A 23,440-nucleotide genomic window follows, 5' to 3' on the forward strand; every position below is an offset into this window, starting at 1 on the left:
GGGGGCGTCTCGCAAGGAACCGGGCAGAACGTCACCCGGATGCTCACACGGGCGCGAGCCTCCGGCCGAGCAGCCGGCCGGCCTCGTCGCCCGGGACGGCCCGGCCGAAGAGCCAGCCCTGCGCGTGGCGGCAGCCGAGCGCCCGCAGGCGCTCGGCCTGCTCCGGGGTCTCGACGCACTCGGCGACGACGTCGAGGCCGAGCACCTGCCCGATCTCCAGGATCACGCGGACGAGCTCGGCGGTCGGCGGGTCGTCCATCTCCCGGATGAACGAGCCGTCGATCTTCAGCGCGTCGACGGGGAAGTGGCGCAGCGCGTGCAGCGACGACTGCCCGGTGCCGAAGTCGTCCACGTGCAGGGTGACACCGACCGCGTGCAGCTCGTCCATCACGCGCCGCGCCTCGTCCGGGTCGGTCATGATCACCGACTCGGTGATCTCCAGCACCAGGCGCGAGGCGGGCACCCCGTGCCGCTCGAGGGCGCGCCGCACCCGGCCCGGCAGGTCCGCCGACCAGAACTCGGCGTGGGACAGGTTGACCGCCACCGACGCGCTCGCGGTGTGCTCGCGTCCCCAGGCGGCGAGCCGGGCGCACACGTCGTCGAGCACCTGCTCGGCCAGCGCGGTCACCGCCGGTTGGTCCACCAGGGCCGGCAGGAACTCGCCCGGCAGCAGGAGGCCGCGCTCCGGGTGCTGCCAGCGCACCAGCGCCTCGAAGTGGCACGCGACGCCGTCCGCCAGGCGCACGACGGGCTGGTAGTGGACCACCAGCTGGCGCTCGGCCAGCGCGACCCGCAGCTCCGCGCGGGTCCGCAGTCGCTCGGTGGCGCGCGTGTGCATCTCCGGGTCGAAGAGGGCCGTCGTGCCGCGTTCGGCGGACTTCGCCTCGTACATCGCGATGTCGGCGTCCCGCAGGACGTGCTCCGGGTCCGTGTACGGGGTGTCCGACGTGGCGATGCCGATGCTGGCGGTCACGGCCACCTCGTGGCCGGCCAGGTCGACCGGCCGCGCCACCGCCTCGCGCGCCCGCCGCGCCACGGCGAGCACCTCCTCGGGCGTCGCCCCCGTGACCAGCACCGCGAACTCGTCGCCGCCCAGGCGCGCGGCCGTGTCGCACGTGCGCAGCTCGGTCCGGAGGCGCTCGGCGATGGCGGTCAGGAGCTGGTCGCCCACCAGGTGCCCCAGCGAGTCGTTGACCAGCTTGAACCCGTCGACGTCGAGGAACATCACGGCGAAGCGGTGGTCGGGGTCGCGCTGCCGCTGCTCGAGCGCGTGACGCAGGCGGCCCAGGAAGTGGCGCCGGTTGGGCAGCCCGGTGACCTCGTCGTACAGGGCCCCGAGCCGCAGCCGCTCCTCGAGGACCTTGCGCTCGTCGATGTCCGACAGGGAGCCGACGACGCGCCCCGCGGAGCCGTCCTGGCCGGGCATCGCGAGGGCCCGGTACAGGAGCCAGCGCTGCCGGCCGTCGTCGTCGATCGTGCGGTACTCGATCTCGACCGCCGTGCCGGGTGCGCGCCGCGCGGCCGCCGTCGCCTCCGCGAGCCGGACGACGTCGTCGGGGTGCACGTGCCGGCGCCAGCTCGCCACGTCCGAGGGGGCGTCCCCGCTCAGCCCGACCAGCTCGCGGGCGCGGGGGGACAGGTAGGTCCGCTCCTCCACGCCGTCGTACTCCCACAGGCCGTCCCGCGCGGCCTCGGCGACCAGCGCGTAGCGGCGCTCGTTGCTGCGCACGGCCGCCTGCAGCGCCTGCTGCTCGAGCGCGGACGCCAGCAGCGCGGACCAGTGGTGGAACGTCTCGCGTGCGGCCGCCGGGTCGATCTCGGCCACCAGTGCGAGCAGGCCCCACCGGCGCTCGCGCGTGCGGACCGGCAGGACGTGGCACACGAGGCGCTCCTGAGGGTCCGCGTCGCGGACCAGGGACGCGTGGGGGAAGCGCTCGACGGGCACCGTGGTGCCGACGCGCTCGCCGAGCCGCCCGGCGGGGTCGTGGACGCCCTCGACGCGCAGGTCGCCGGCGTCGTCCCAGGCCGCGAACACGGCGGCACGGACCCGGGTCCCGGCCAGCCAGTCGAGCGTGCGCGGGTCCGCCGCGGCGAGCAGCCCGACGTCCACGGCGTACTGCTCGTCCAGCATCTGCCCGACCTGGGCCGAGCGGCGCAGGAGCGCCACCGCCTGCACCTCGCGCAGCACGGCGAGGGTCAGGCCCGCGTGCTCGGGCCGGTGGGTCGCGCGGACGTACTCGTCGAGCGTGCGGGTGACGCGCCGCAGCGCGTCGTTGCGGCCCGTGGAGCGGAGCAGGGCGGCCCGCAGCGACTCGAGCACGTCGGGCGGGTCGCCGCCCGGTGACCGCAGCGTCGCCGGGTCCGTGCGCAGGAGTCGCTCGACGGCGTCGAGGAGCTCCTCGCCCACGGGTGCGACGGCGTCGTCGCGTCCGTCACGGCCGGTGACCAGGGCCTGGCGCAGCCGGTGGGCCGTGGCGTCGCGCGCGGCCCGCGGGTCGACCGCGACCCGAAGGCCGGGACGGCCCGCCACCGGGCCGACGCCGGGCCGGCACCCGCACGACCAGCGCACGACGAGGGTCGCCGGCGCCACGTGCGCGGTGGGCGGCACCTCCTCGCCGGCGACCATGCGCAGGGCCAGGCGCGCGGCGAGCGCACCCACCTCGTCGAACGGCTGGTCCACGGTCGTCAGCGCGGGGCTGGCGAAGCTCGCGGGCTCGATGTTGTCGAAGCCCGTGATCGCGAGGTCACCGGGGACCGCGACGCCCCCGGCGGTGACGGCCTCGAGGAAGGCGACCGCGTTGCGGTCCGTGCCCGACACGACGGCCGTGGGCCGGTCGTCGGCCGCGAGGAAGACCGCGGCCGCCGCCCGCCCACCGGCCTCCCCGTTGTCGGGCGCCACGAACAGGTGCCGGGGCGCGCTCGCCAGCCCGTGGTCCTCGAGCGTGCCCAGGAGCGTCTCGTAGCGCTCCGCCGTGTCGCGCTGCACCAGGTTGCCGACGAACCCGATGCGCGTGTGGCCGTGCGCCAGCAGGTGCTCGACGGCCGCGCGCGTGCCGCCCACGTTGTCGGCGACCGCGCTGGGAGCGGTGAGGTCGTCGAGGCGGGCGCTCGTCACCACGACGGGCAGCCCGTGCTCCTGGGCGCTCCGCAGGTAGGCCGCGCCCACGGCGTAGGTGACCGCGACGACGCCGTCGACCTCGTCCCAGCCGACCGGCACCGCGAAGTCCGGCGCCTCGCCCGGCTGGTCGCTCTCCAGGCCGGGCTCCAGGGTCTGCACGACGACGGCGCGTCCGCCCACGGCCGCCAGCTCGCGCGCGACACCCGTGAGCAGGCCGCCGAAGTAGTCCCCGCCCGTGCTGGGCGTCAGCACGAGGAGGGTCGGCGGGTGTGTCACTGCTGGCCTCCAGCGGTCCGTGCCGTCGAGCGGGACGGCCTCAGGGTGCCACCGGCGGCCCGAGACCGTGCGTGACCACGGCCCCAGCGCGTCGCCGGAAGAAGCCCGGTGCAGGCCGGAACAACGACGTAGGGCACACTGTTCACCGAGGAGCGTGCATCCTGCGCGCCTTCCGTCGTGGAGCACCGGTGGTGCCTGCCCCGTGGACGTCCGCGCCGTGACCCCGTCCGGCGCACGTCCCGCAGGTCACCATGACCGCCGCCGCGAGCCCCGACCCCCGATGCCTGAGAGGCAGTCCCCATCCCCATGAGCTTCACCTCCCTCGGCGTACCCGAGACCCTTGCCCGCTCCCTCGCCGAGCAGGGCATCACCGAGCCGTTCCCCATCCAGGTCGCGACGCTGCCCGACACGCTCGCCGGCCGCGACGTGCTGGGCCGCGGCCGGACCGGCTCCGGCAAGACCCTCGCCTTCAGCCTCCCGATGGTCGTGCGCCTCACCGGCGGACGGCGCGTCCCGGGCCGTCCGCGCGGCCTCGTCCTCGCCCCGACGCGCGAGCTCGCCACGCAGATCGCCGCGACGCTCGAGCCGCTCGCCGAGGCGGCCGGCCTCCGCGTCACGACGATCTTCGGCGGCGTGAGCCAGCACCGCCAGGAGGTCGCCCTCAAGGCCGGCGTCGACATCGTCGTCGCCTGTCCCGGCCGGCTGGAGGACCTGCTCAAGCAGAAGGTCCTCACGCTCGCCGACGTGCAGATCACGGTGCTCGACGAGGCCGACCACATGGCGGACCTCGGCTTCCTCCCGGGCGTCAAGCGCATCCTGTCGGCGACCCCCGCGAACGGCCAGCGCCTGCTGTTCTCGGCCACGCTCGACAACGGCGTGGACCGCCTCGTGGCCCAGTTCATGAACCGGCCGTCGTCGCACGCCGTGGACTCCGAGCAGTCGCCGGTCGCCGCGATGACGCACCACCTGTTCACGGTGGGTGACGCCGAGACCAAGCGTGCCGTCGTGCAGCACCTCGCGTCCGGCATGGGCCGCCGCCTGCTGTTCACGCGCACCAAGCACCAGGCCAAGAAGCTCGCCAAGCAGCTCACCGCGGCCGGCATCCCCGCCGTCGACCTGCACGGCAACCTCAGCCAGAACGCCCGCGAGCGCAACCTCGAGGCGTTCTCCACGGGCGGCGTGCGCGTGCTCGTCGCCACCGACATCGCGGCGCGCGGCATCCACGTCGACGACGTCGAGCTCGTCGTGCACGTCGACCCGCCGGCCGAGCACAAGGCGTACCTGCACCGCTCGGGCCGTACGGCCCGCGCGGGCTCGGGCGGCGACGTCGTCACGCTCGTCCTGCCGGAGGAGACCGGCGACGTGCGGACGCTCACGCGCCTGGCGAAGATCAACGCCCGCCCGACCCCGGTCCGCGTCGGCACCCCCGTGCTCGAGGCGCTCGTCGGGGAGGTCGCGGCGCTCGTGACGCCGGCCCCGCCGGTCCTCGAGCAGGCCCGCACCGGCGCCCCCCGCACGGGTGGGCGTGGCAGCCGGTCCAGCCGCTCCGGCACGTCCGGTGCTCCGCGGCCCGAGGCGGCCGGCACGGGTACCCGTGGTCGCCGCCGCGGCGCGCAGGGTGGGCAGGGCGGCGAGCGCGGTGGCGCCGAGCAGCACGCCGGCTCGGCCCCGGCCGCGTCGGCCGGCGCTCGCGGTGCGCGTGCGGGCGGCGCCCGCTCCGGCGGCTCCGGCCGTGCGTCGGCCTCGCAGGGCCGCGCGCCGGGCTCGCAGTTCCGCGTCCCGGCGGCGGGCTCGGGCAGCACCGCCGGTCGCTCCGGCGCGGTCGACATGTCCCTGGGCGGTGGCCGGCGCCGTGGGCGCTGACACCCACCACGAGCACCCGCCCGCGCCGGGCGCGCGGGGCCGGCTGGCCGCGTGGCTCATGCGCGCGGCCGGTTGGCGCGTCGTCGGCACCCTGCCGCACCGCGGCATCTTCATCGGCGCGCCGCACACGTCGAACTGGGACTTCGTCCTGACTGTCCTGGTGCTGTGGCATGGGGGCGTGTCCCCGCGCGTGCTCGTCAAGCGGGAGCTGTTCTGGTGGCCGCTCGGGCCGGTCCTGCGCGCCCTGGGCGCCGTCCCGACCGACCGCGGCGCCGGCGGGCTCGTCGAGCGACTCACGGCCGAGGCCAGGGAGGACCAGAGCTATGCCCTGGTCATCGCACCGGACGGCACGCGGCGCCCGACCGACCACTGGAAGTCGGGCTTCTACCGGATCGCGACGGCGACCGGCATGTCGGTGACCCTCGGCTTCATCGACGGCCCCACCAGGACGGCCGGCGTCGGTCCGACGATCGCGCTCACGGGCGACGTCCGGGCCGACATGGACGTCATGCGGGCGTTCTACGCGGACAAGCACGGGGTGCGTCCGGGCCGCGGCTCGACGCCGTACCTGCGCGAGGAGGGCCCGTCCTGACGCGTGGCCCCGGTCGCGGTGACACGGGGATCCACCCGCCCGTCGAGGCGTGCGTCCGCGTCGTCGCGGTCGGTCGTCAGGAGGGGAGCAGGACGACCACCGGCGTCGTCGTCGGCTGGGCCGAGCCACCCGCCGGCTCGACGGAGACCGCGAGGCCGTCGCCCGGGCGGTAGTCCGCGGCAGTGACCTGCGCGCTGCCCGACGCCGGCTCGAAGAGTCCCGCGGGCACCGGCACGCCGTCGCGCATCGCCCAGAGCTGGTACGTGCGGCCCCCGTCGAGCGTGGGGAGCCCTTCGGTGACGAGCACGGCCGCGTCGGCGGCCAGCACGGCGACCGCGGTGCCGCCGCCCTCGACGTCGCCGCGCAGCACCTCGGTGCCCGGGGCGGCGAGCAGCTCGGTGAGCTCCGCGGACCGCTGCTCGGCGACGACGGCCCGCTCGTGCTGCTGCCACGCGATCGACGACGGCACGGCGAGCGCGACGACGGCTGCGGCGGCCGCCGCGAGGAGCCACCGCGGGGTGGGCCTGCCGGCTGCCCGGCTGCTCACCGTCCCCGGCGCGGACCGCACCCCGGGCGTCGGGGCCGCCGTGGGCGCGGCGGCCTCCTGCGGGGTCGTCACGACCTCGGCGAGGACGGCCGCGCGCACGTGGTCGGGCGCGGGCGTCGCGGAGGCGCCTGCCAGCTCGGCGACGGTGGCGCGGAGCTCTGCCAGCTCGGCGGCGGCGTCCGCGTCGCGCGCGACGAGGTGCTCGACGGCGCGACGCTCGAGGTCGTCGACGGCGTCGAGCGCGTAGGCGGCGAGCAGGTCGCGCGGGCTCGCGTCCATGCCGTCGCCACCGTCCGTGACGTCGTCGTCGCGTGCACCGCCGCGGGGTCCGTCGGGGTCCCGGTGGGTCATGCCGCCACCCCCAGGCAGTCGCGCAGCCGGATCAGCCCGTCGCGGATGCGGCTCTTGACGGTGGGGAGCGCGGCGTCGAGCTCCTCCGCGACCTCGCGGTAGGTGCGCCCGCCGTAGTACGCGAGCACGACGGCGTCGCGCTGGGTGTCGGTCAGGGTGCCGAGGCAGCCGCGGACACGCGCACGTTCCATCGTGTCCTCCACCTCCTGCGAGACGACGTCGAACGGCGCGTGGTGCTCGCGGTCCAGTGCGCGCTGGTCGCGGTCGCGCTGGGCCTGGACGGCCCGGACGCGGTCGACCGCACGGCGGTGGGCGAGCACGAGGACCCACGTGCGGACCGTGCCCTGGGCCCGGTCGTAGCGGGCCGCCGTGCGCCACACCTCCAGCATGACCTCCTGGCTCACCTCGGCGGCGTGGTCCGGGTCCCGCAGGACGGACCGCGCGACGCCGTGGACACCCGGGGAGACGAGGTCGTACAGGTGCGCGAAGGCCTGCTGGTCGCCTCGGGCGACGGCCGCCATGAGCACCTCCGCGCCCGGGCCGGGCGCCTCGTCGGTGCCGGGAGCGTGGGCCACCCACCGAGTCTGCCAGGCGGCGGGCGGACCGCACGGTCGGGACGAGGGCATGCAGGTGGTGCGGGCCGACCCACGGCCCGCACCACCTCGCGCGCGGGTCCGGTCAGCCGACGAGCGCGACCTTCAGCGAGTCGATGGCGCCCGCGAGCGTCTCGACGTGGTGGGTCAGTCCTTCGGCGACGGTGTCCGCCGGCAGCTCCCCGGCGCTCACCTCGGCGAAGAAGGCGCCGGCGGCCGGCCGGTAGCCGTCGAGGGCGACGAGCGCGGCCTGCGCGCCCTCGGTGTCGTCCCCGGCCGTCGCGACCGCGTAGTCGACGAAGTACCCGATGTGCTCACGCCACAGGTCGAGGAACGCCTCGCCGTGCTCCGGACCCGCGAGCGAGCCGACGGCCTCGGACAACGCGACGGAGTTGCCGTCGAGCTCCGCGGCGGCGGCCGCGAAGGCCGGCGACCCGGTCGCGCCGTCGTCCGTGTAGGCGGTGAAGACCGCGGTGCTCGCGAGGTAGACGTGCTCCTGGAGCAGCTGCGTCAGGCCGGCGCGCAGCGTCGAGGCGGCGTCGGCCGGGTCGCCCTCGAGGTCCAGCGCCGTGTCGAGCCCGCCCGCGATCGTGCCGGCCGCCATGGCGACGTGCTCCGAGGCGTCCTGGAGCTTGGCGTAGGCGGTCGGGTCGCCCGCCGCGAGGGCGTCGATCGCCGCGCCGAGCGTGGTGATGTGCATGCCGAGCGACTCGGTGATGGCCGCGGCCGGGAGGTTGCCGGCGCTGATCTCCTCGAAGAACTGGCCGGCCGAGACGGTGTACGCCTGCAGGTCGGCCAGGGCCTGGTCCTTGCCGGCCTGGTCCTCGCCCTTCGCCGCCACGGCGTAGTCGACGAAGTTGCCGACGTGCGAGCGCCAGAGCTCGAGGAACGCGGCTCCCTTCTCGGGGCCGGCGAGGCTGCCGATCGCCTCCGAGAGGTCCACCGAGTTGGCGTCGAGGGTCGCGGCAGCGGCCTCGAACTCCGGCGAGTCCGGTGCTGTCGCGTAGGCCGTGGCGACGGCCGTCCCGGCCAGGTACACGTGCTCCTGGAGCAGAGCGGTGAGCTCCGAGCGCAGGTCCGCCGCGGCCGAGCCGACGTCGCCCTCCGTGCCCGTCGCCGCGGCCAGGCCGGTCGCGAGCGTGAGGGCGGTCGGGGCCATGTGCTGCGCCGCGGTGCGGGCGTCCGCGAACGGGTCGCCCGTGCTCATCGGCACGATCGCCGCCTCGGTCATCTCCATGTCCTCGGACTCGGCGACGGGCGCCCGGCCGGTCTCGTCCGCGGCGGGCGTCCCCGCCGAGCAGGACGTGAGGGCGAGGGAGGCCGCCACCGCGGCCACGACGGCGGCGGTGCGGGTGGTGCGGGTGGGGGTGCGCATGAGGTGCTCCTGAGGTGGTCGGGCGTCGTGTGACGGTGCTGTCGGAGGTGGTTCGGAGCAGCACCCCCGTCGGATGGGTCGCGCCGTGGAGCCGCCGGTGCCGATGGGGCGCCGGGACCAAACGCGGGGTGTGCGGTGTTGGGCTCGGTGACGCGGACGTACGCTCGACGACGTCCGCCCGACGAGGAGGCCAGAGCATGGGTTACGAGGTCACGAGGTCCGACGCGGAGTGGCGCGAGGAGCTCTCGCCCGAGGAGTTCGCGGTGCTGCGCCAGGCGGGTACCGAACGCCCCTGGACCGGCGAGCTGCTCGACGAGAAGCGCGTGGGTACGTACGCGTGCCGGGCGTGCGGGCAGGAGCTCTTCCAGGCCGAGACCAAGTTCGACTCGCACTGCGGCTGGCCGAGCTTCTACGCCCCGAAGGCGGGCGACGCCGTCGAGCTCCTCGAGGACCGCAGCCTGGGCATGGTGCGCACCGAGGTCCGCTGCGCGCGCTGCGGCTCCCACCTGGGCCACCTGTTCGACGACGCCCCGCAGACGCCCACGGGCGACCGGTACTGCATGAACTCGGTCTCGCTGACGTTCGCGCCGCAGGGCGGCGCCGCGTGAGCCGGCCGCACACCGCCGGGGGGCGCCCGTGAGCGAGCGGCGCCACCCCCGACGCCCCGCGATGCTCGACCCGCGCGCGGCCGACGAGCTGCCCGGCGACGTCGACCCCGCCGTGCGCGCCGAGGTGGCCCACACCACCGCGAACGCGCTGGTGCACCAGGGCCGTGCGGCGGAGGACCCCGAGATCGTCGCCCGGCTGGTCCGCCTGGTGGAGGCCGAGGGCCTCGACACCGTCGCGGGGATGTGGGCCGACAGCCCGGCGAACACGCTGCCCGGCTCGCTGTGGCGGCTGTACGTGCTCCGGGAGATGGTGCGCCGCGACGCGCCGACCATCTCCGAGCGCTACCGGATGGGCGTCGCGCGCGCCGAGGTCCACGACGCGGTGGCTGGCGTGGCCAGCCCGCCCGGCCCCGCCGAGGTGACGGAGGTCGTCGACGCCGTGCTGTCGGGCGTCTACGCCGGGGACCTCGCCGTCGCCCTCGAGCGCGGGGCGGCCTTCTGCCGCGTCCTCGCCACCGGGGCGGCGATCGACGCCGACTACCACGACGAGCACGACACCGACCTCGCGGGCCGCATGACCCACGGGGCCTCGGGCCTCGTGCGCACGGCCGAGGAGCTGGAGCACGCCGCGCAGCTGTGGCGCGCGGGCGTCCTGGACTAGGCGTCGCTGCCGCGGCGCCGCGGCGCCGCGGCCCGCGGGCCCGGCTCGGGGTGAGATGCCTCACCCTGGCGGGGGTCGCCCCCGGGGGCGCCGCGGGTAAAATGGTGAGCGACGTCGGGCCGCGGTAGCCCCGGGCTCCACACAGAGCCGCTTCGAGCGGCCTTCGCGCCGACAGGCGCTCTGCGGTCCGGCGTCATCACTACCGCACCTCACATCGATGCTCACCGAGGTGTCCCGGGACACCGCGCTGTGGCCGGGGCGACACCCGGCGGGTTGTACGTTCACCGCGCGGCTGCCCTAGCCTGTGCAGGACCGACACCCCTCCAGACGGAGAACTTCTGTGCGCCTGACTCCGCGCAACACCACCTTCTTCGACCTCCTGGCCGAGTCCGCTCGTCACCTCGTGACCGGCGCGGACCTGCTCAGCCAGCTGCTGGGGGCCGAGCGCTCCGGGCGGAAGGCGATCGCCGACCAGCTCCGCGATGCCGAGCACGCCGCCGACGAGTCGACGCACTCGATCATGCGCCAGCTCAACCAGACGTTCGTCACGCCGTTCGACCGCGACGACATCTACGCGCTCGCGTCCGGCCTCGACGACTGCATGGACCACATGGAGGAGGCCGGGGACCTCATCGTCCTCTACAAGCTCGACGCCCTCCCGGCGCTGGTCAGCGACCAGGTCGACGTCCTGCGCCGGTGCGCCGAGCTCACCGCCGACGCGATGCCGCGGCTGCGCTCGATGAAGGACCTCAACGAGTACTGGGTCGAGATCAACCGCCTCGAGAACCAGGCCGACCGCACGTACCGCAAGCTGCTCGCCGAGATGTTCAACGACGGGACCGACGCGATCGAGCTCATGAAGCTCAAGGAGGTCGTCGACGCCTTCGAGGCCGCCGCCGACTCGTTCGAGAAGGTCGCGAACCACGTCGAGACCATCGCGCTCAAGGAGTCCTGAGCTCCGGTGGAACTCGCGCTCGTCGTCGTCGTCGTCGCCTTCGCCCTCGGCTTCGACTACACCAACGGCTTCCACGACGCCGCCAACGCGATCGCGACCTCGGTCTCGACGCGTGCGCTGACGCCCCGCGCGGCGCTCATCATGGCTGCCGTCTTCAACATGATCGGCGCGCTCCTGGGGACCGGCATCGCCGAGACCATCGGCAGCGGCATCATCGACGTCTCCGAACGGCCGGCGCACACCGCGCTGATCATGGTGTTGTCGGCCGTCATCGGCGCGATCGTGTGGAACCTCATCACGTGGTGGTTCGGCATGCCGTCGTCGTCCTCGCACGCGCTCATCGGGGCGCTCACGGGCGTGGGCCTGGCCTCCGGCATCACGGTGCACTGGGAGGTCATCCTCAACAAGGTCGTCATCCCGATGCTGCTCTCGCCGGTGGTCGGCTTCGGCCTCGCCTTCGTGCTCATGGTCGGGCTGCTCTGGCTGTTCAAGAACGCCAACCCGCACAAGGTCACGCGGCGTTTCCGCATCGCGCAGACGGCGTCGGCCGCCGCGATGGCGCTGGGCCACGGCCTGCAGGACGCGCAGAAGACGATGGGTGTCATCGTCCTCGCGCTCGTCGCGGGCGGGTACCAGGACACCCACGACATCCCGCTCTGGGTCAAGATCGCCGCGGCGCTGGCGATCAGTGCGGGCACCTACTCCGGCGGCTGGCGCATCATGCGCACGCTCGGCCGCAAGGTGATCGAGCTCGACCCGGCGCGCGGGTTCGTGGCGGAGTCGGTCGCGGCGGGCGTGCTCTACACGACGGCCTTCGTCTTCCAGGCGCCCATCTCGACGACGCAGACCATCACGTCCGCGATCATGGGCGTCGGTGCGACGAAGCGGCTCTCCGCGGTGCGCTGGGGCGTCGCCGGCAACATCGCCGTCGCGTGGGTCCTGACGATCCCCGCTGCCGCGGCGGTCGCGGCCGGCATGTTCTTCCTGCTCGACGCCATCATCGGCTGAGCGGGTCGTCCGGCTCCCCGCTGGGGGGCCGGTGGATCTCGAACGCCACGGCCCGCGCCGAGCGGTCCAGGTGCGCGACGACGGCCTCGCCGGGTCGCAGCCACGGGTTCTCGGCCGGCAGCTCGCCCGACGTCCACCTCCGGCCGCTGGCCGCGAGGGCGGCGAGCACCGTCGGGAGCACCGGGCGGTGCGTGCACACCGCCACCGCGCCCGCGCCGTCGGCGACGAGCGCCGAGGCCACCTCGCGCGCACCCGACGGGTCGTCCCGGTACGCGTCCTGCGAGAGCACGACCTCCTGGCGCAGGGCGGCGCCGCTGGCCTCCACGTACGGCGCCACGGTCTGCAGGCACCGTGACCACGGGCTCGTCACGACCTCCGAGACGCCGAACGCCGCGAGCACCGGCACGAGCGCCTCGGCCTGCGCGACGCCGTCGCCGGTCAGCGGACGGCTCGCGTCCGAGCCGTCCCAGCGCCCCCGCTTGACCGCCTGGCCGTGGCGGGCGACCGCGAGCGCCCGCGTGGCCAGGCGCCCGCGCTCCCACAGGTCCACCACGCCCGCCAGCGGCGCCCGGTCCGCTCGGCGTGTGAGCAGGTCCGCGGCGGTCGGGGCGCTCACCCAGACGAGGTCGTCGATCTCCGTCAGCTCGGCGCGCGGCACCGGCCCGCGCGCCGCCAGCGCCGGGGCGTCGCCGGGGCCCGCCGCGCGCGCGGCCCAGTACCGGACGTGCTTCGCCCGGCCCTCCGGCGTCCGGTAGTGCAGCGCGGGCAGGGGCACGCCCAGGACGACGGGGGTGCCCGTCTCCTCCGCCACCTCCCGGGCCGCCGCCGAGGGCACCGCCTCGCCCGGATGGAGCTTGCCCTTGGGCCAGGACCAGTCGCGATAGCGGGGGCGGTGGACGAGCGCGACCTCGAGGCGCGCCCGGTGCTCGCGCCACACGACGGCCCCGGCCGCGTGGATGGTCCCCAGCGGCGCGGCCGCGCGGCCGTCGATCGCGAGCGTCACCGGTCGCGCGCGAGCCGGCGTCGCTGGCGGGCGATGAGGCTCTCCTGCAGGTCGCGCAGGGGCGCACCGTCGGGTCCGCGGCTGTGGCGCTCCCACGTGTTGTCGGGGCCCAGGTGCCAGGACGCCGTCGTGTCGGCCATGGACGCGTCGATGAGCTCGATCAGCTCGCGGACGTGGGCCGGGTCCGCGAGCCGCACCAGGGTCTCGACGCGGCGGTCGAGGTTGCGGTGCATGAGGTCCGCCGAGCCGATGAACACCTCGGGCTCCTCGCCGCCGTTGGCGAACGCGAAGACCCGGGCGTGCTCGAGGAAGCGCCCCAGGATCGAGCGCACCCGGATGGTCTCGCTCAGTCCGGGCACCCCCGGGCGCACGGCGCAGATGCCCCGCACGACGAGGTCGATCGGTACCCCCGCGCGCGAGGCGCGGTAGAGCGCGTCGATGGTGGTCTCGTCCACGACGGAGTTGACCTTCATCTTGATCCACGCGGGACGACCCTCGCGGTGCGCCTGCCGCTCCTTCTCGATGCGCTCGACGAGCCCGGAGCGCACCGAGCGCGGCGCCACGAGCAGGCGCTGGAACTTGGCCTTGGGCGCGTACCCGGAGAGCTGGTTGAACAGGCGCGTGAGGTCCTGGCCGACCTCCTGGTCCGCGGTGAGCAGGCCGAGGTCCTCGTACAGGCGGGCGGTCTTCGGGTTGTAGTTGCCCGTGCCGACGTGGCAGTAGCGGCGCAGGCCGTCGTTCTCCTGGCGCACGACCAGCGAGAGCTTGCAGTGCGTCTTGAGCCCGACGATCCCGTAGACGACGTGCACGCCGGCCTGCTCGAGCTTGCGCGCCCAGGAGATGTTGGCCTGCTCGTCGAAGCGCGCCTTGATCTCGACGAGGGCGAGCACCTGCTTGCCCGCCTCGGCGGCGTCGATGAGCGAGTCGACGATGGGCGAGTCCCCGGAGGTGCGGTAGAGCGTCTGCTTGATCGCGAGGACCTTGGGGTCGGCGGCGGCCTGCGCGAGGAAGGCCTGGACCGACGTCGCGAACGAGTCGTAGGGGTGGTGCAGCAGGATGTCCCGTGCCCGGATCGCGGCGAAGATGTCGGTCGGCTTGGAGCTCTCGACCTCCGCCAGGTGCCGGTGCGTCCCGCCGACGAAGCGGGGGTAGTGCAGGTCGCCGCGGTCGAGGTCCGCGATGAGGTTGAGCCCGGTGAGGTCGAGCGGCGCGGGCAGCTCGTAGACCTCGGACGGGTCGACGCCCAGCTCCCGGACGAGGAGCTGGCGCACGCGGGGGGCGATGTCCTCGGCGACCTCGAGGCGCACGGGCGGGCCGAAGCGCCGGCGCAGCAGCTCCTTCTCCATCGCCTGGAGGATGTTCTCGGCGTCGTCCTCCTCGACCTCGACGTCCTCGTTGCGGGTCACGCGGAAGGTGTGGTGCTCGACGATCTCCATGCCCGGGAAGAGCGACTCGAGGTGCTGCGCGATGACGTCCTCGAGCGGGACGAACGACGTCGGGCCCTTCTCGGGGTCGGCCGTCTGCGTGCTCGGCGCGCTCGGGCGGCCGCGGGCGTCCACCGCGATGAACCGGGGGAGCAGCGGCGGGACCTTGACGCGCGCGAAGTGCTCCTTGCCCGTGGTCGGGTTGACCACCACGACGGCGAGGTTGAGCGAGAGCCCCGAGATGTAGGGGAACGGGTGCGCGGGGTCGACGGCGAGCGGCGTGAGCACCGGGAAGATCTGCTTGCGGAAGTACTTGTGCAGGCGCTCCTGCTCCGCCTCGCCGAGCTCGTCCCAGTGCACGAGCGCGATGCCCTCGGCGTCGAGGGCGGGCTGCACCGAGCGGGCGAACACCTCGGAGTGGCGCTCCATCAGCTCCTGCGCGCGGGCGTCGATCGCCTCGAGCACCTGGCGCGGGGACAGGCCCGACGCGGCCGTGACGGCCATCCCGGTCGCGATGCGGCGCTTGAGCCCGGCGACGCGCACCATGAAGAACTCGTCGAGGTTCGACGCGAAGATCGCCAGGTAGCGGACCCGCTCGAGCAGGGGCAGCGACTCGTCCTCGGCGAGCTCCAGCACGCGCTGGTTGAAGGCCAGCCACGACAGCTCGCGGTCCCCGAACCGGTCCTCCGGCAGCGCGTCGCCCGGGGCGGACCCCGGCTCGTCCAGGATCTCGGCGAGGTCCGGCTGCGGCGGCGCCTCGATCGGGCTCTCCACCAACGCGTCGGCCTCCCGGTCCAGGCGGGCCTCACCGGGCTCGTCGACGTCGGGAGCCAGGTCGTCCGGACCGTCCGTGGCCAGGTCGTCCGTCCGTGCGTCGGTGGTCATGCCGTCAATCGTCCCACCGGACCGTGCGCCGTGGGAGGTCACGGCGCGTCCGCGTACTGCACGTCGGCGCGCACCGTCTCGAACCCCGCGCGCCGGTACGTCCGGACCGCCGCCTCGTCGCCCGCGGAGACGTAGAGCACCACGCGTCGCAGGCCGCGCGCGCCGAGGTGCGCGAGCGTGCGGGCCGTGAGGAGCCGGCCGAGCCCCCGACCCTGGGCGTCCGGGTCGACGCCGAGCACGTACAGCTCGCCCTCGTCGCTCCCGGGCTCGACCTTCATCCAGACGGAGGCCACGACGACCCCGTCGCGCTCGGCGAGGAGCAGGTCGGCGGGGTCGAACCACGGCTCGGCCTCCCGGGCGTCCAGGTCCGCGCGCGTCATGCGCCCCTGCTCCGGGTGCCGCGCGAAGGCGCGGGCGTTGACGCGCAGCCACGCGTCCTCGTCCCGCCCGACGACGAACGGCCGCACCGTGACACCGGGCGCCACCATGGCGTCCGAGGGCAGGGCGCCCTCGTCCGCGGGCAGGTCGCGCGCCATCTGCCACAGCTCCCGCACGACGGCGAGCCCGGCGCGGGCCGCGAGCGCCCGCGCGGCGGGCAGGTTCCCGTGGGCCCACACCGGTGGCGTTCCGGCGGGCGAGCCGTCGCGCACGGCGGCGAGGAGGGCGGTGCCCAGGCCCCGCCCGCGGTGGTCCGGGTGGACGACCAGCTCGGCGCTCGTCGCGCCGCCGCCCGGGCCGTCGTGGCGCACGGCCGCGTAGCCGACGACGGTGGGCGCCTCGCCCGCCGCCTCGCCCGACGTGTCGCCCGCTGGATCGCCCGAAGCGTGGCCGGATACGGCGAGCACGTGCCGCGCGGGCGAGGGCCCGGCCAGGTCGAGCAGGGTCTGCTCGCCGAGGGCCTCGATGCCGTCGTGCGCCTGGGCCGCCGCGGCGAGCGCGCGCACCGCCGCGGCGTCGCCGGCGTCCAGCTGCGTGTGGGGAGGGACGGTCCGCAGGTGGTGGTCGGCGCTCATGCCCCATCCCATCACGGCACGCGCGGCACGGGACGACGACGGCGGCGGCCTCAGCCGCCGCCGTCGCGCAGTCGTCGTCCGGGGTGCGGTCGGGTCAGTCCGCGCTCGCCGCCGCCGGCGTCGCCAGCCCGGCGCTGATGAGGTCCATCACCGAGGAGTCGGCGAGGGTCGTGACGTCCCCGACCTTGCGGTGCTCGGCCACGTCGCGCAGCAGGCGCCGCATGATCTTGCCCGAGCGCGTCTTCGGCAGCTCGGTGACCACGAGGATCGTTCGCGGCTTCGCGATGGGGCCGATCTCCTTCGCGACGTGGGCCCGCAGCGTCGCCGCCACGTCCGCGCCCTCGCCGGGCTCGTCCACCTTGGCGAGGTGCTCGGCGCGGAGGATGACGAACGCGACCACGGCCTGCCCGGTGGTCTCGTCGCTCGCGCCGACGACGGCCGCCTCGGCGACCATCGGGTGCGAGACCAGGGCGGACTCGATCTCGGTCGTGCTGAGGCGGTGGCCCGAGATGTTCATGACGTCGTCCACGCGGCCGAGGAGCCAGATGTCGCCGTCGGCGTCCTTCTTGGCGCCGTCGCCCGCGAAGTAGATGCCCGGGAACCGCGACCAGTAGGTGTCGACGAAGCGCTGGTGGTCGCCCCAGATGCCGCGGAGCATGGCCGGCCACGGCTCGGTGAGGACGAGGTAGCCGCCCGAGCCGTTCGGCACCGGGTGGGCCTCCTCGTCGACGACGTCGGCGCCGATCCCGGGCAGCGGCGTCTGCGCCGAGCCGGGCTTGGCCGCCGTGACGCCTGGCAGGGGCGAGATCATGATCGCCCCGGTCTCGGTCTGCCACCACGTGTCGACCACGGGGGTGCGGTCCCCGCCGATGACCCGGCGGTACCACATCCACGCCTCCGGGTTGATGGGCTCGCCCACCGACCCGAGCAGGCGCAGCGAGGACAGGTCGTGGCCCGCCGGGATGTCCTCGCCCCACTTCATGCAGGTGCGGATCGCCGTCGGCGCCGTGTAGAGGATGGTCACGCCGTACTTGGCGACGATCTCCCACCAGCGGCCCTTGTGCGGCGTGTCCGGCGTGCCCTCGTACATGACCTGCGTCGCGCCGTTGACCAGGGGGCCGTAGACGACGTACGAGTGCCCGGTGACCCAGCCGACGTCGGCCGTGCACCAGTAGACGTCCGTCTCCGGCTTGAGGTCGAAGACGTTCAGGTGCGTGTAGGCGGCCTGGGTGAGGTAGCCGCCCGTGGTGTGGAAGATGCCCTTCGGCTTCCCGGTCGTGCCGGACGTGTAGAGGATGAACAGCGGGTGCTCGGCGTCGACCGCGACGGGCTCGTGCGTGTCGGAGGCCGCCTCCAGCGCCTCGTGCCACCAGACGTCGCGGCCCTGCGTCCACGCCACGTCCTGGCCGGTGCGGCGCACGACCAGCACGTGCTGGATCGTCGTCGCGGCGCCGTTCGCGCCCGGGGTCAGCGCCTCGTCGACCGCGGGCTTGAGCGCGGCGGCGGCGCCCCGGCGGTAGCCGCCGTCGGCCGTGATGACGAGCGTGGCCTCCGCGTCGGCGATGCGGGAGCGCAGCGCCTCGGCGGAGAAGCCGCCGAAGACGACCGAGTGGATGGCGCCGATGCGCGCGCAGGCGAGCATCGCGATCGCGGCCTCGGGGATCATCGGCAGGTAGATCGCCACGCGGTCCCCGGTGCCCACGCCGAGCGCCTGCATGGCGTTGGCGGCGCGCGAGACCTCGCGCTGCAGGTCGGCGTAGGTGAGGGTGCGCGTGTCGCCCGGCTCGCCCTCGAAGTGCAGCGCGACGCGGTCGCCGTGGCCGGCCTCGACGTGCCGGTCGACGGCGTTGTAGCAGGCGTTGAGGCGGCCGTCGCCGAACCAGCGGGCGACGGGTGCCTGCGACCAGTCGAGGACCTCGGTGAACTCCTGGTCCCAGGTCAGCAGGGTGCGCGCCTGCTCGGCCCAGAAGCCGAGGCGGTCGGACGCGGCACGGTCGTAGACCTCGGGGCGGGCGTTCGCCTGCGCGGCGAACTCGGGGGTGGGTGGGAAGCTCCGGCTCTCGGCGAGCAGGTTCTCGAGCGGTGACGACGAGTTCTCGTGGGTCACTGTTCCTCCGGACGCAGCGTCAGTGGTGCGTCACCGGCTGAGCCGGTGTCGACTCGGATGGTAGAGCAGAGCCCCGGCCGCCGCCGGGAGAAGTCCTCAGGCGGTCCCGTCGGCGGCGGCTGCCCGCTGCTCGGCCCGCGCGGCGTCCGCACGCACCGCCTCGGCGCGTGCGGCGTCGGCCAGGGCGACGCGCTCCGCCCAGCGTCGTCCGATCCGGCGTGCGCGTCCGATCGCGATGCCCGCGGCCGTGAGGAGCGTGCCGGTGACGAGCAGGTGGCCGCTCAAGGCGTTGTCGGTGAGCTGCTCGAGCACGGCGGGGAGCACGCGGTCCCCGAGGAGCTCGTCGACCCACTCCTCCATCCGCACCGGCACGATCAGGTAGGCGAGGCCGAGGCCGACGCCCCACACGGCTCCGCCGACCAGCGGCACGGCCGGCGACCACGTGCCGAGCAGCACGATGACCGCGAGCAGCACCACACCGAGCGCGAGCAGCGTGATGCCGAGCGCGTCGCCCACCGGGTCGCCGCTGACGGCGGCGTCGCTCAGGCGAGCGGTCCCGATCCCGCTGAGCAGGAGTGCCACGGGCGTCAGCACCAGGCCGAGGAGCGTGCCCAGCAGGTGCCGGCCGACGCCGGGCCGCGACGGCCGCTCGGGCAGGTCGTGGTGGTCGGCGGGTGCCGGGTCCGCCCCGCGCCGCCGCGTCCGGCTGTGTCCGGACGCGCTCGCGTCCGCGGCCGCCGTCCCCGCTGATGCCGCCGCCGCGGCACCGGACGTCCCGGCCGCGCCGGTGACGGCCGGGGCGTTCGTGCCCGTGTGGGTCGTCGGCGTGCCACCCGCCGCGGCACCGCTGTCAGCGGCGCCGCCGCCCGTAGAAGGTGCGCCGGCGCCCGTGGCGGCAGCGCCCTCGGCTGAGGCTGCGCCGCTCGTCGTGGATCCGCCGTCGGCGTCCGGCGTGCGCGCCGCGCGTCCCTGCGCGCCGATCACCGGCGGGTACGGGCGTGCCGCCGCGTGCTGGCCGGTGGTCGGGTCCGCAGGGGTCGAGGGCGGTCCGCCCGGCTCGAGCTGCCCGATGACGGGGCCGTCGTCGATGGGGCGACCGGTGACGCTCACGGCCTCCGCGCCGGCCGACGGCTGCGCGTCGGTCCCCGTCCGGTCCGGTCCGTTCGGGTCCCCGGCGCTGCGCGCGTCGGTGCCCACGGGATCGGCAGCCGGCGTCGTGTCGGGTGCGGCACCCTCGTCGGGCTCTCGGCTCGGGAGGGAGGGCATGGTCGGCTCCTGTCGGTGCTGGCGGTTCCCCGTCCGGTTGCGACTCGGATCGCGAGGACGGGGACATGGGGGTCTCGCCTCAACGTAGCGCCGGGGCATCTGGCCCGCTCGCGGGCCGGACTCCGCCTGCCCCTGCGTCGGCCACCACCCGCGGCCCTGCTGCGCGTCTGCCCCGCGGTGGAGCTGCGCGGTATCGAGGCGCGACCACTGACACGGCCCCGCCGAGCCCGTCGGGCCCTGTGGAGGGAGCGCGCGCGGGGGAGTGCGGGTCAGACGTCGACGGTGCGCCGCGCGGCCACCGGGGCCGTGCCGTCGGTCGCCACCACCGCGCCGCCCTCGGGCACGTCACCGGCAGCCGCCACGCGGCGGGCCGACCCCGCGACCACGTACGCGGCGCCGACGAGCACCGCGCCGCCGACGAGGTTCCCGAGGCCCACGACGAGCATGTTGCGGCCCATCTCGGCCCACCCGGTCTCGGGCAGCCCGCCGATGATGCCGAGACCGAAGCTGGTCATGTTGGCGACCACGTGCTCGAACCCCGACGTGATGAACGCGAGCAGGCACCAGAAGATCAGCGCGAGCCGCGCGCCCTCGGACTTCAGCCGCGCCCCGCCCCAGATCGCCAGGCACACGAGCATGTTGCAGAGCACGGCGCGCCAGAACAGCTGCCCGGTCGTCGCCTCGGCCTTGTGCTCCAGCAGGGAGGCGAGCATCTCCCCGGCCGGCGTCCCCGGCGCGAGGACGCCCGACTGGTGCACCATCGCGGCGAACACGAACGCGCCCAGCAGGTTGCCCACGAAGCTCAGGCCCAGCGTCGCCGCGGCCCGTCCCCACGTGACGGCGCGCCCCAGGGCGCCCTGCGTGAGGGTCATCATGTTCGACGTCGCGAGCTCGCCGCCGGCGGTCACCACGAGGGTGAGGGCCACCCCGAACACGAGGCCCTGCACGAGCGGCGCCCAGGGTGACTCGGCGGCGCGCAGCGGTCCGGCCGCGGTGAGCATGAGGACGACGGCGACGCCGATGAAGGCGCCGCCGAGCATGGCCTGGACCAGGTACGCCGCCAGGTTGCGGGTGCTGCGCACCTTCGCTGCGGCGGTCGCCTGCTGCGCCACCAGGGCGTCCGGGATCGTGAGCACCCGTCGATCGTGCCGCAGGCACGCCGCCAGGACATGGGACGAAAGCCCGCGCCGCGCGTCGGGCACCGGAATGATCACCGCACCCCGACGGTTGCCAGCGACGTGAGCCGACTCTTCACCCCCCTGACCCTGCGCGGCACGACGTTCCGCAACCGTGCCTGGCTGGCCCCGATGTGCCAGTACTCCGCGATCGACGGCGTCCCCGGGGACTGGCACCTCGTCCACCTCGGCGCGCGGGCCTCGGGCGGGTTCGGGCTCGTCATCGCCGAGGCGACCGCCGTCGTCCCGGAGGGGCGGATCACGCCGCAGGACACCGGGATCTGGGACGAGACCCAGACCCAGGCCTGGTCGCGCATCGTCCGCTTCGTGCACGAGCGCGGGGCGCGCGCCGGGATCCAGCTCGCGCACGCCGGGCGCAAGGCGTCCACGTACCGCCCGTGGTCGCCGCGCCGGGGCACCGTGCCGGGAGCCGACGGCGGCTGGGCCACCGTCGGGCCGTCCGACGTCGCCTTCGACGGCCTCGACGCGCCGACCGCGCTCACCACCGAGGCCCTGGCCGACGTCGTCACGGCGTTCGCCGCGGCCGCCGAGCGCTCGCTGCGCGCGGGCTTCGACGTCGTCGAGGTGCACGCCGCGCACGGCTACCTGCTGCACGCGTTCCTCTCGCCGCTCTCGAACCGGCGCACGGACGCCTACGGCGGCCCGCTGGAGAACCGGTCGCGCCTCCTGCGCGAGGTCGTCACCGCGGTGCGCGCGGTCTGGCCGCAGGACCGGCCCCTGTTCGTGCGCGTGTCCGCCACGGACTGGACGGACGGCGGTCTGACCCCCGACGAGGTCACGGCGGTCTGCGCGGAGCTCGCCGGGCTCGGCGTGGACCTGGTCGACGTCTCGTCCGGCGGCAACGTCGTCGCTCCGGTCCCCGTCGGCCCCGGGTACCAGGTCCCGCTCGCCCGCCGGGTCCGCGCGGGCGCGGGCGTGCCGGTCGCGGCGGTCGGCCTCATCACCTCGGCCGCGCAGGCCGAGAGCATCCTGGTCGACGGCGCCGCCGACGCGGTCCTGCTCGGGCGCGAGGCGCTGCGCGACCCCATGTGGCCGCTGCGGGCCGCGCACGAGCTGGGCGTGCCCGTCGCCTCGCTCGATCTGGACGCGGTGCCCGACGACGCCGTCGTGCCGGCGCCGTGGCAGCCGCAGTACGAGCGGGGCGCGTGGGCCTAGCGCTCGGCGGCGCGCCCCGTCAGGCGTGCGAGGCCGTCGCGCGCGCGGCCTCCTCCACCGCGGCCGCGACGCGGGTGGTCACCTCCGGGTTGAAGACGCTCGGCACGATGTAGGTCGGGTTGAGCTCCTCGGGCGCGACGACGGCGGCCAGGGCCCGCGCCGCGGCCAGCAGGAGGTCCTCGGTGATGCGGTGCGACTGCGCGTCGAGGAGCCCGCGGAACACCCCGGGGAACGCGAGCACGTTGTTGATCTGGTTCGCGAAGTCCGAGCGTCCGGTCCCCACGATGGCCGCGTGCTGGGCGGCGTCGTCCGGGTCCACCTCGGGGCGCGGGTTGGCCATCGCGAACACGATCGAGCGCTCGGCCATGGTCGCGATGTCGTCCCCGGTGAGGATGTCGGGCGCCGAGAGCCCGATGAACACGTCCGCGCCGACCAGCGCGTCGCGGAGGGTGCCGGTGGCGCCGCGCGGGTTCGTCCGCTCGGCGGTCCACTCGAGCGACTCGTGCAGGTCCGGACGCGCCGCGTGGACCACCCCCTCCACGTCGCACACGACGACGTCGCGCGCGCCCGCCGCGAGCAGGAGCTTGAGCACCGCCGTACCCGCCGCGCCCGCGCCGGACATGACGATCCGCACCGTGGCCAGGTCCTTGCCCACGACCGTGAGCGCGTTGGTCAGGGCGGCGAGCGCGACGATCGCGGTGCCGTGCTGGTCGTCGTGGAAGACGGGGATGTCGAGGCGCTCCCGCAGCCGCCGCTCGACCTCGAAGCAGCGCGGCGCGGAGATGTCCTCGAGGTTGATGCCGGCGAACACGGGCGCGATCGCGCACACGGTCTCGACGATCTGGTCGACGTCGGTCGTGTCGAGCGCGATGGGGAACGCGTCGATGTCGCCGAAGCGCTTGAACAGCGCGGCCTTGCCCTCCATGACCGGCAGCGCGGCGAGCGGCCCGATGTCGCCGAGGCCGAGCACCGCGGTGCCGTCGGTGACCACCGCGATGGTGTTGCGCTTGATCGTCAGGTTGCGGGCGTCGGCCGGACGCGCGGCGATCGCCTCGCACACCCGCGCGACGCCGGGCGTGTAGACCATCGACAGGTCGTCGCGGTTGCGAATGGGCACCTTCGACTCGATCGACAGCTTGCCGCCCAGGTGCATGAGGAACGTCCGGTCGCTCACCCGCTCCACGACGACGCCCGTGAGCCCGCGCAGCGCCGTCACGATGTCGGCGGCGTGCTCCTCGCCCCGTGTCGCGCACGTGACGTCGACGCTGATCCGCTCGTGGCCCGACGCCGTCACGTCCAGCGCGGTGACGATCCCCCCGGAGTGCTCGATCGACGTCGTCAGCTCGCTGACGGCCGTCGGGCGGGCCTCGACCTGCAGGCGGACGGTGATGGAGCTGGACACGCTCGGCGTTGAGGTCACGGGGTCATCGTGGCACCGGTCACC

The 23,440-nt window shown here is 75.0% G+C and carries 18 protein-coding genes; 7 read left to right on the top strand and 11 right to left on the bottom strand.

Translation table 11 applies throughout. From position 1 onward, the window contains the following. Positions 1-43 precede the first annotated feature (43 nt). Entirely contained in the window at positions 44-3,394 is a 3,351-nt protein-coding gene (locus H2O74_RS02235) for an EAL domain-containing protein (protein WP_182112941.1), read from the bottom strand. Between the two features lie 306 nt (positions 3,395-3,700). Between H2O74_RS02235 and H2O74_RS02240 the strand changes: the two genes are divergently transcribed. Beyond that, complete coding sequence (locus tag H2O74_RS02240; RefSeq protein WP_182112942.1) at positions 3,701-5,257, top strand: DEAD/DEAH box helicase; 1,557 nt, start codon at positions 3,701-3,703, stop codon at positions 5,255-5,257. Further along, positions 5,247-5,849 (top strand): 1-acyl-sn-glycerol-3-phosphate acyltransferase, encoded by a 603-nt coding sequence (locus H2O74_RS02245; protein ID WP_255491727.1) that lies wholly within the window; start codon positions 5,247-5,249, stop codon positions 5,847-5,849. The genes H2O74_RS02240 and H2O74_RS02245 overlap by 11 nt, the downstream gene beginning before the upstream one ends. 76 nt (positions 5,850-5,925) lie before the next feature. Here the strand turns inward: H2O74_RS02245 and H2O74_RS02250 are convergent, their stop codons facing one another. The 3 genes from H2O74_RS02250 to H2O74_RS02260 all read right to left on the bottom strand — a co-directional run bounded on the left by H2O74_RS02250 (position 5,926) and on the right by H2O74_RS02260 (position 8,715). Then, complete coding sequence (locus H2O74_RS02250; RefSeq protein ID WP_182112943.1) at positions 5,926-6,747, bottom strand: anti-sigma factor; 822 nt, start codon at positions 6,745-6,747, stop codon at positions 5,926-5,928. Next, the gene (gene sigK / locus H2O74_RS02255; protein ID WP_255491728.1) at positions 6,744-7,322 is read right to left on the bottom strand and encodes an ECF RNA polymerase sigma factor SigK; all 579 of its coding nucleotides are present in this window, start codon (positions 7,320-7,322) and stop codon (positions 6,744-6,746) included. The genes H2O74_RS02250 and sigK overlap by 4 nt, the downstream gene beginning before the upstream one ends. A gap of 103 nt (positions 7,323-7,425) precedes the next feature. Beyond that, positions 7,426-8,715 carry a copper amine oxidase gene (locus H2O74_RS02260; protein WP_182112945.1) on the bottom strand — a complete coding sequence of 430 codons (1,290 nt, stop codon included), beginning with the start codon at positions 8,713-8,715 and terminating at the stop codon, positions 7,426-7,428. Positions 8,716-8,912: 197 nt separating this feature from the next. On the opposite strand from H2O74_RS02260, the gene msrB reads away from it, so the two are divergent. The 4 genes from msrB (at position 8,913) to H2O74_RS02280 (ending at position 11,947) form a co-directional block, all read left to right on the top strand. Next, the gene (gene msrB, locus H2O74_RS02265) at positions 8,913-9,323 is read left to right on the top strand and encodes a peptide-methionine (R)-S-oxide reductase MsrB (protein ID WP_182112946.1); all 411 of its coding nucleotides are present in this window, start codon (positions 8,913-8,915) and stop codon (positions 9,321-9,323) included. Positions 9,324-9,384: 61 nt separating this feature from the next. Then, positions 9,385-9,984: a hypothetical protein gene (locus tag H2O74_RS02270; protein ID WP_182113991.1), complete on the top strand. Its 600-nt coding sequence runs from the start codon at positions 9,385-9,387 to the stop codon at positions 9,982-9,984. Between the two features lie 340 nt (positions 9,985-10,324). Next, entirely contained in the window at positions 10,325-10,939 is a 615-nt protein-coding gene (locus H2O74_RS02275) for a DUF47 domain-containing protein (RefSeq protein WP_182112947.1), read from the top strand. A gap of 6 nt (positions 10,940-10,945) precedes the next feature. Further along, positions 10,946-11,947 carry an inorganic phosphate transporter gene (locus H2O74_RS02280; RefSeq protein ID WP_182112948.1) on the top strand — a complete coding sequence of 334 codons (1,002 nt, stop codon included), beginning with the start codon at positions 10,946-10,948 and terminating at the stop codon, positions 11,945-11,947. Here H2O74_RS02280 and H2O74_RS02285 read toward each other — a convergent pair. The 6 genes from H2O74_RS02285 to H2O74_RS02310 form a co-directional block, all read right to left on the bottom strand. After that, a complete protein-coding gene (locus H2O74_RS02285) occupies positions 11,937-12,950 on the bottom strand; it encodes a bifunctional NUDIX hydrolase/histidine phosphatase family protein (protein ID WP_255491729.1) in 1,014 nt (337 codons plus the stop codon). The two genes, H2O74_RS02280 and H2O74_RS02285, sit on opposite strands and share 11 nt — an antisense overlap. Beyond that, on the bottom strand, positions 12,947-15,259 hold the full coding sequence (locus tag H2O74_RS02290; RefSeq protein WP_255491730.1) for an RNA degradosome polyphosphate kinase: 2,313 nt from the start codon (positions 15,257-15,259) through the stop codon (positions 12,947-12,949). The genes H2O74_RS02285 and H2O74_RS02290 overlap by 4 nt, the downstream gene beginning before the upstream one ends. A 38-nt stretch (positions 15,260-15,297) precedes the next feature. Next, a complete protein-coding gene (gene mshD, locus H2O74_RS02295) occupies positions 15,298-16,272 on the bottom strand; it encodes a mycothiol synthase (RefSeq protein ID WP_182112949.1) in 975 nt (324 codons plus the stop codon). A 94-nt stretch (positions 16,273-16,366) separates the two neighbouring features. Beyond that, positions 16,367-18,379 carry an acetate--CoA ligase gene (acs, locus tag H2O74_RS02300; protein WP_182112950.1) on the bottom strand — a complete coding sequence of 671 codons (2,013 nt, stop codon included), beginning with the start codon at positions 18,377-18,379 and terminating at the stop codon, positions 16,367-16,369. Between the two features lie 96 nt (positions 18,380-18,475). Next, positions 18,476-19,645 carry a hypothetical protein gene (locus H2O74_RS02305; protein WP_182112951.1) on the bottom strand — a complete coding sequence of 390 codons (1,170 nt, stop codon included), beginning with the start codon at positions 19,643-19,645 and terminating at the stop codon, positions 18,476-18,478. 269 nt (positions 19,646-19,914) lie between these two features. Further along, the gene (locus H2O74_RS02310) at positions 19,915-20,781 is read right to left on the bottom strand and encodes a formate/nitrite transporter family protein (RefSeq protein WP_182112952.1); all 867 of its coding nucleotides are present in this window, start codon (positions 20,779-20,781) and stop codon (positions 19,915-19,917) included. Positions 20,782-20,883: 102 nt separating this feature from the next. Between H2O74_RS02310 and H2O74_RS02315 the strand changes: the two genes are divergently transcribed. After that, on the top strand, positions 20,884-21,996 hold the full coding sequence (locus H2O74_RS02315) for an NADH:flavin oxidoreductase/NADH oxidase (protein WP_220458008.1): 1,113 nt from the start codon (positions 20,884-20,886) through the stop codon (positions 21,994-21,996). 19 nt (positions 21,997-22,015) lie between these two features. On the opposite strand, the gene H2O74_RS02320 is transcribed toward H2O74_RS02315, so the two are convergent. After that, positions 22,016-23,416 (bottom strand): NAD-dependent malic enzyme, encoded by a 1,401-nt coding sequence (locus H2O74_RS02320; RefSeq protein WP_182112953.1) that lies wholly within the window; start codon positions 23,414-23,416, stop codon positions 22,016-22,018. Between the last annotated feature and the right edge of the window lie 24 nt (positions 23,417-23,440).

Source organism: Actinotalea sp. JY-7876 (genome assembly GCF_014042015.1).
Taxonomy (GTDB): Bacteria; Actinomycetota; Actinomycetes; order Actinomycetales; family Cellulomonadaceae; genus Actinotalea.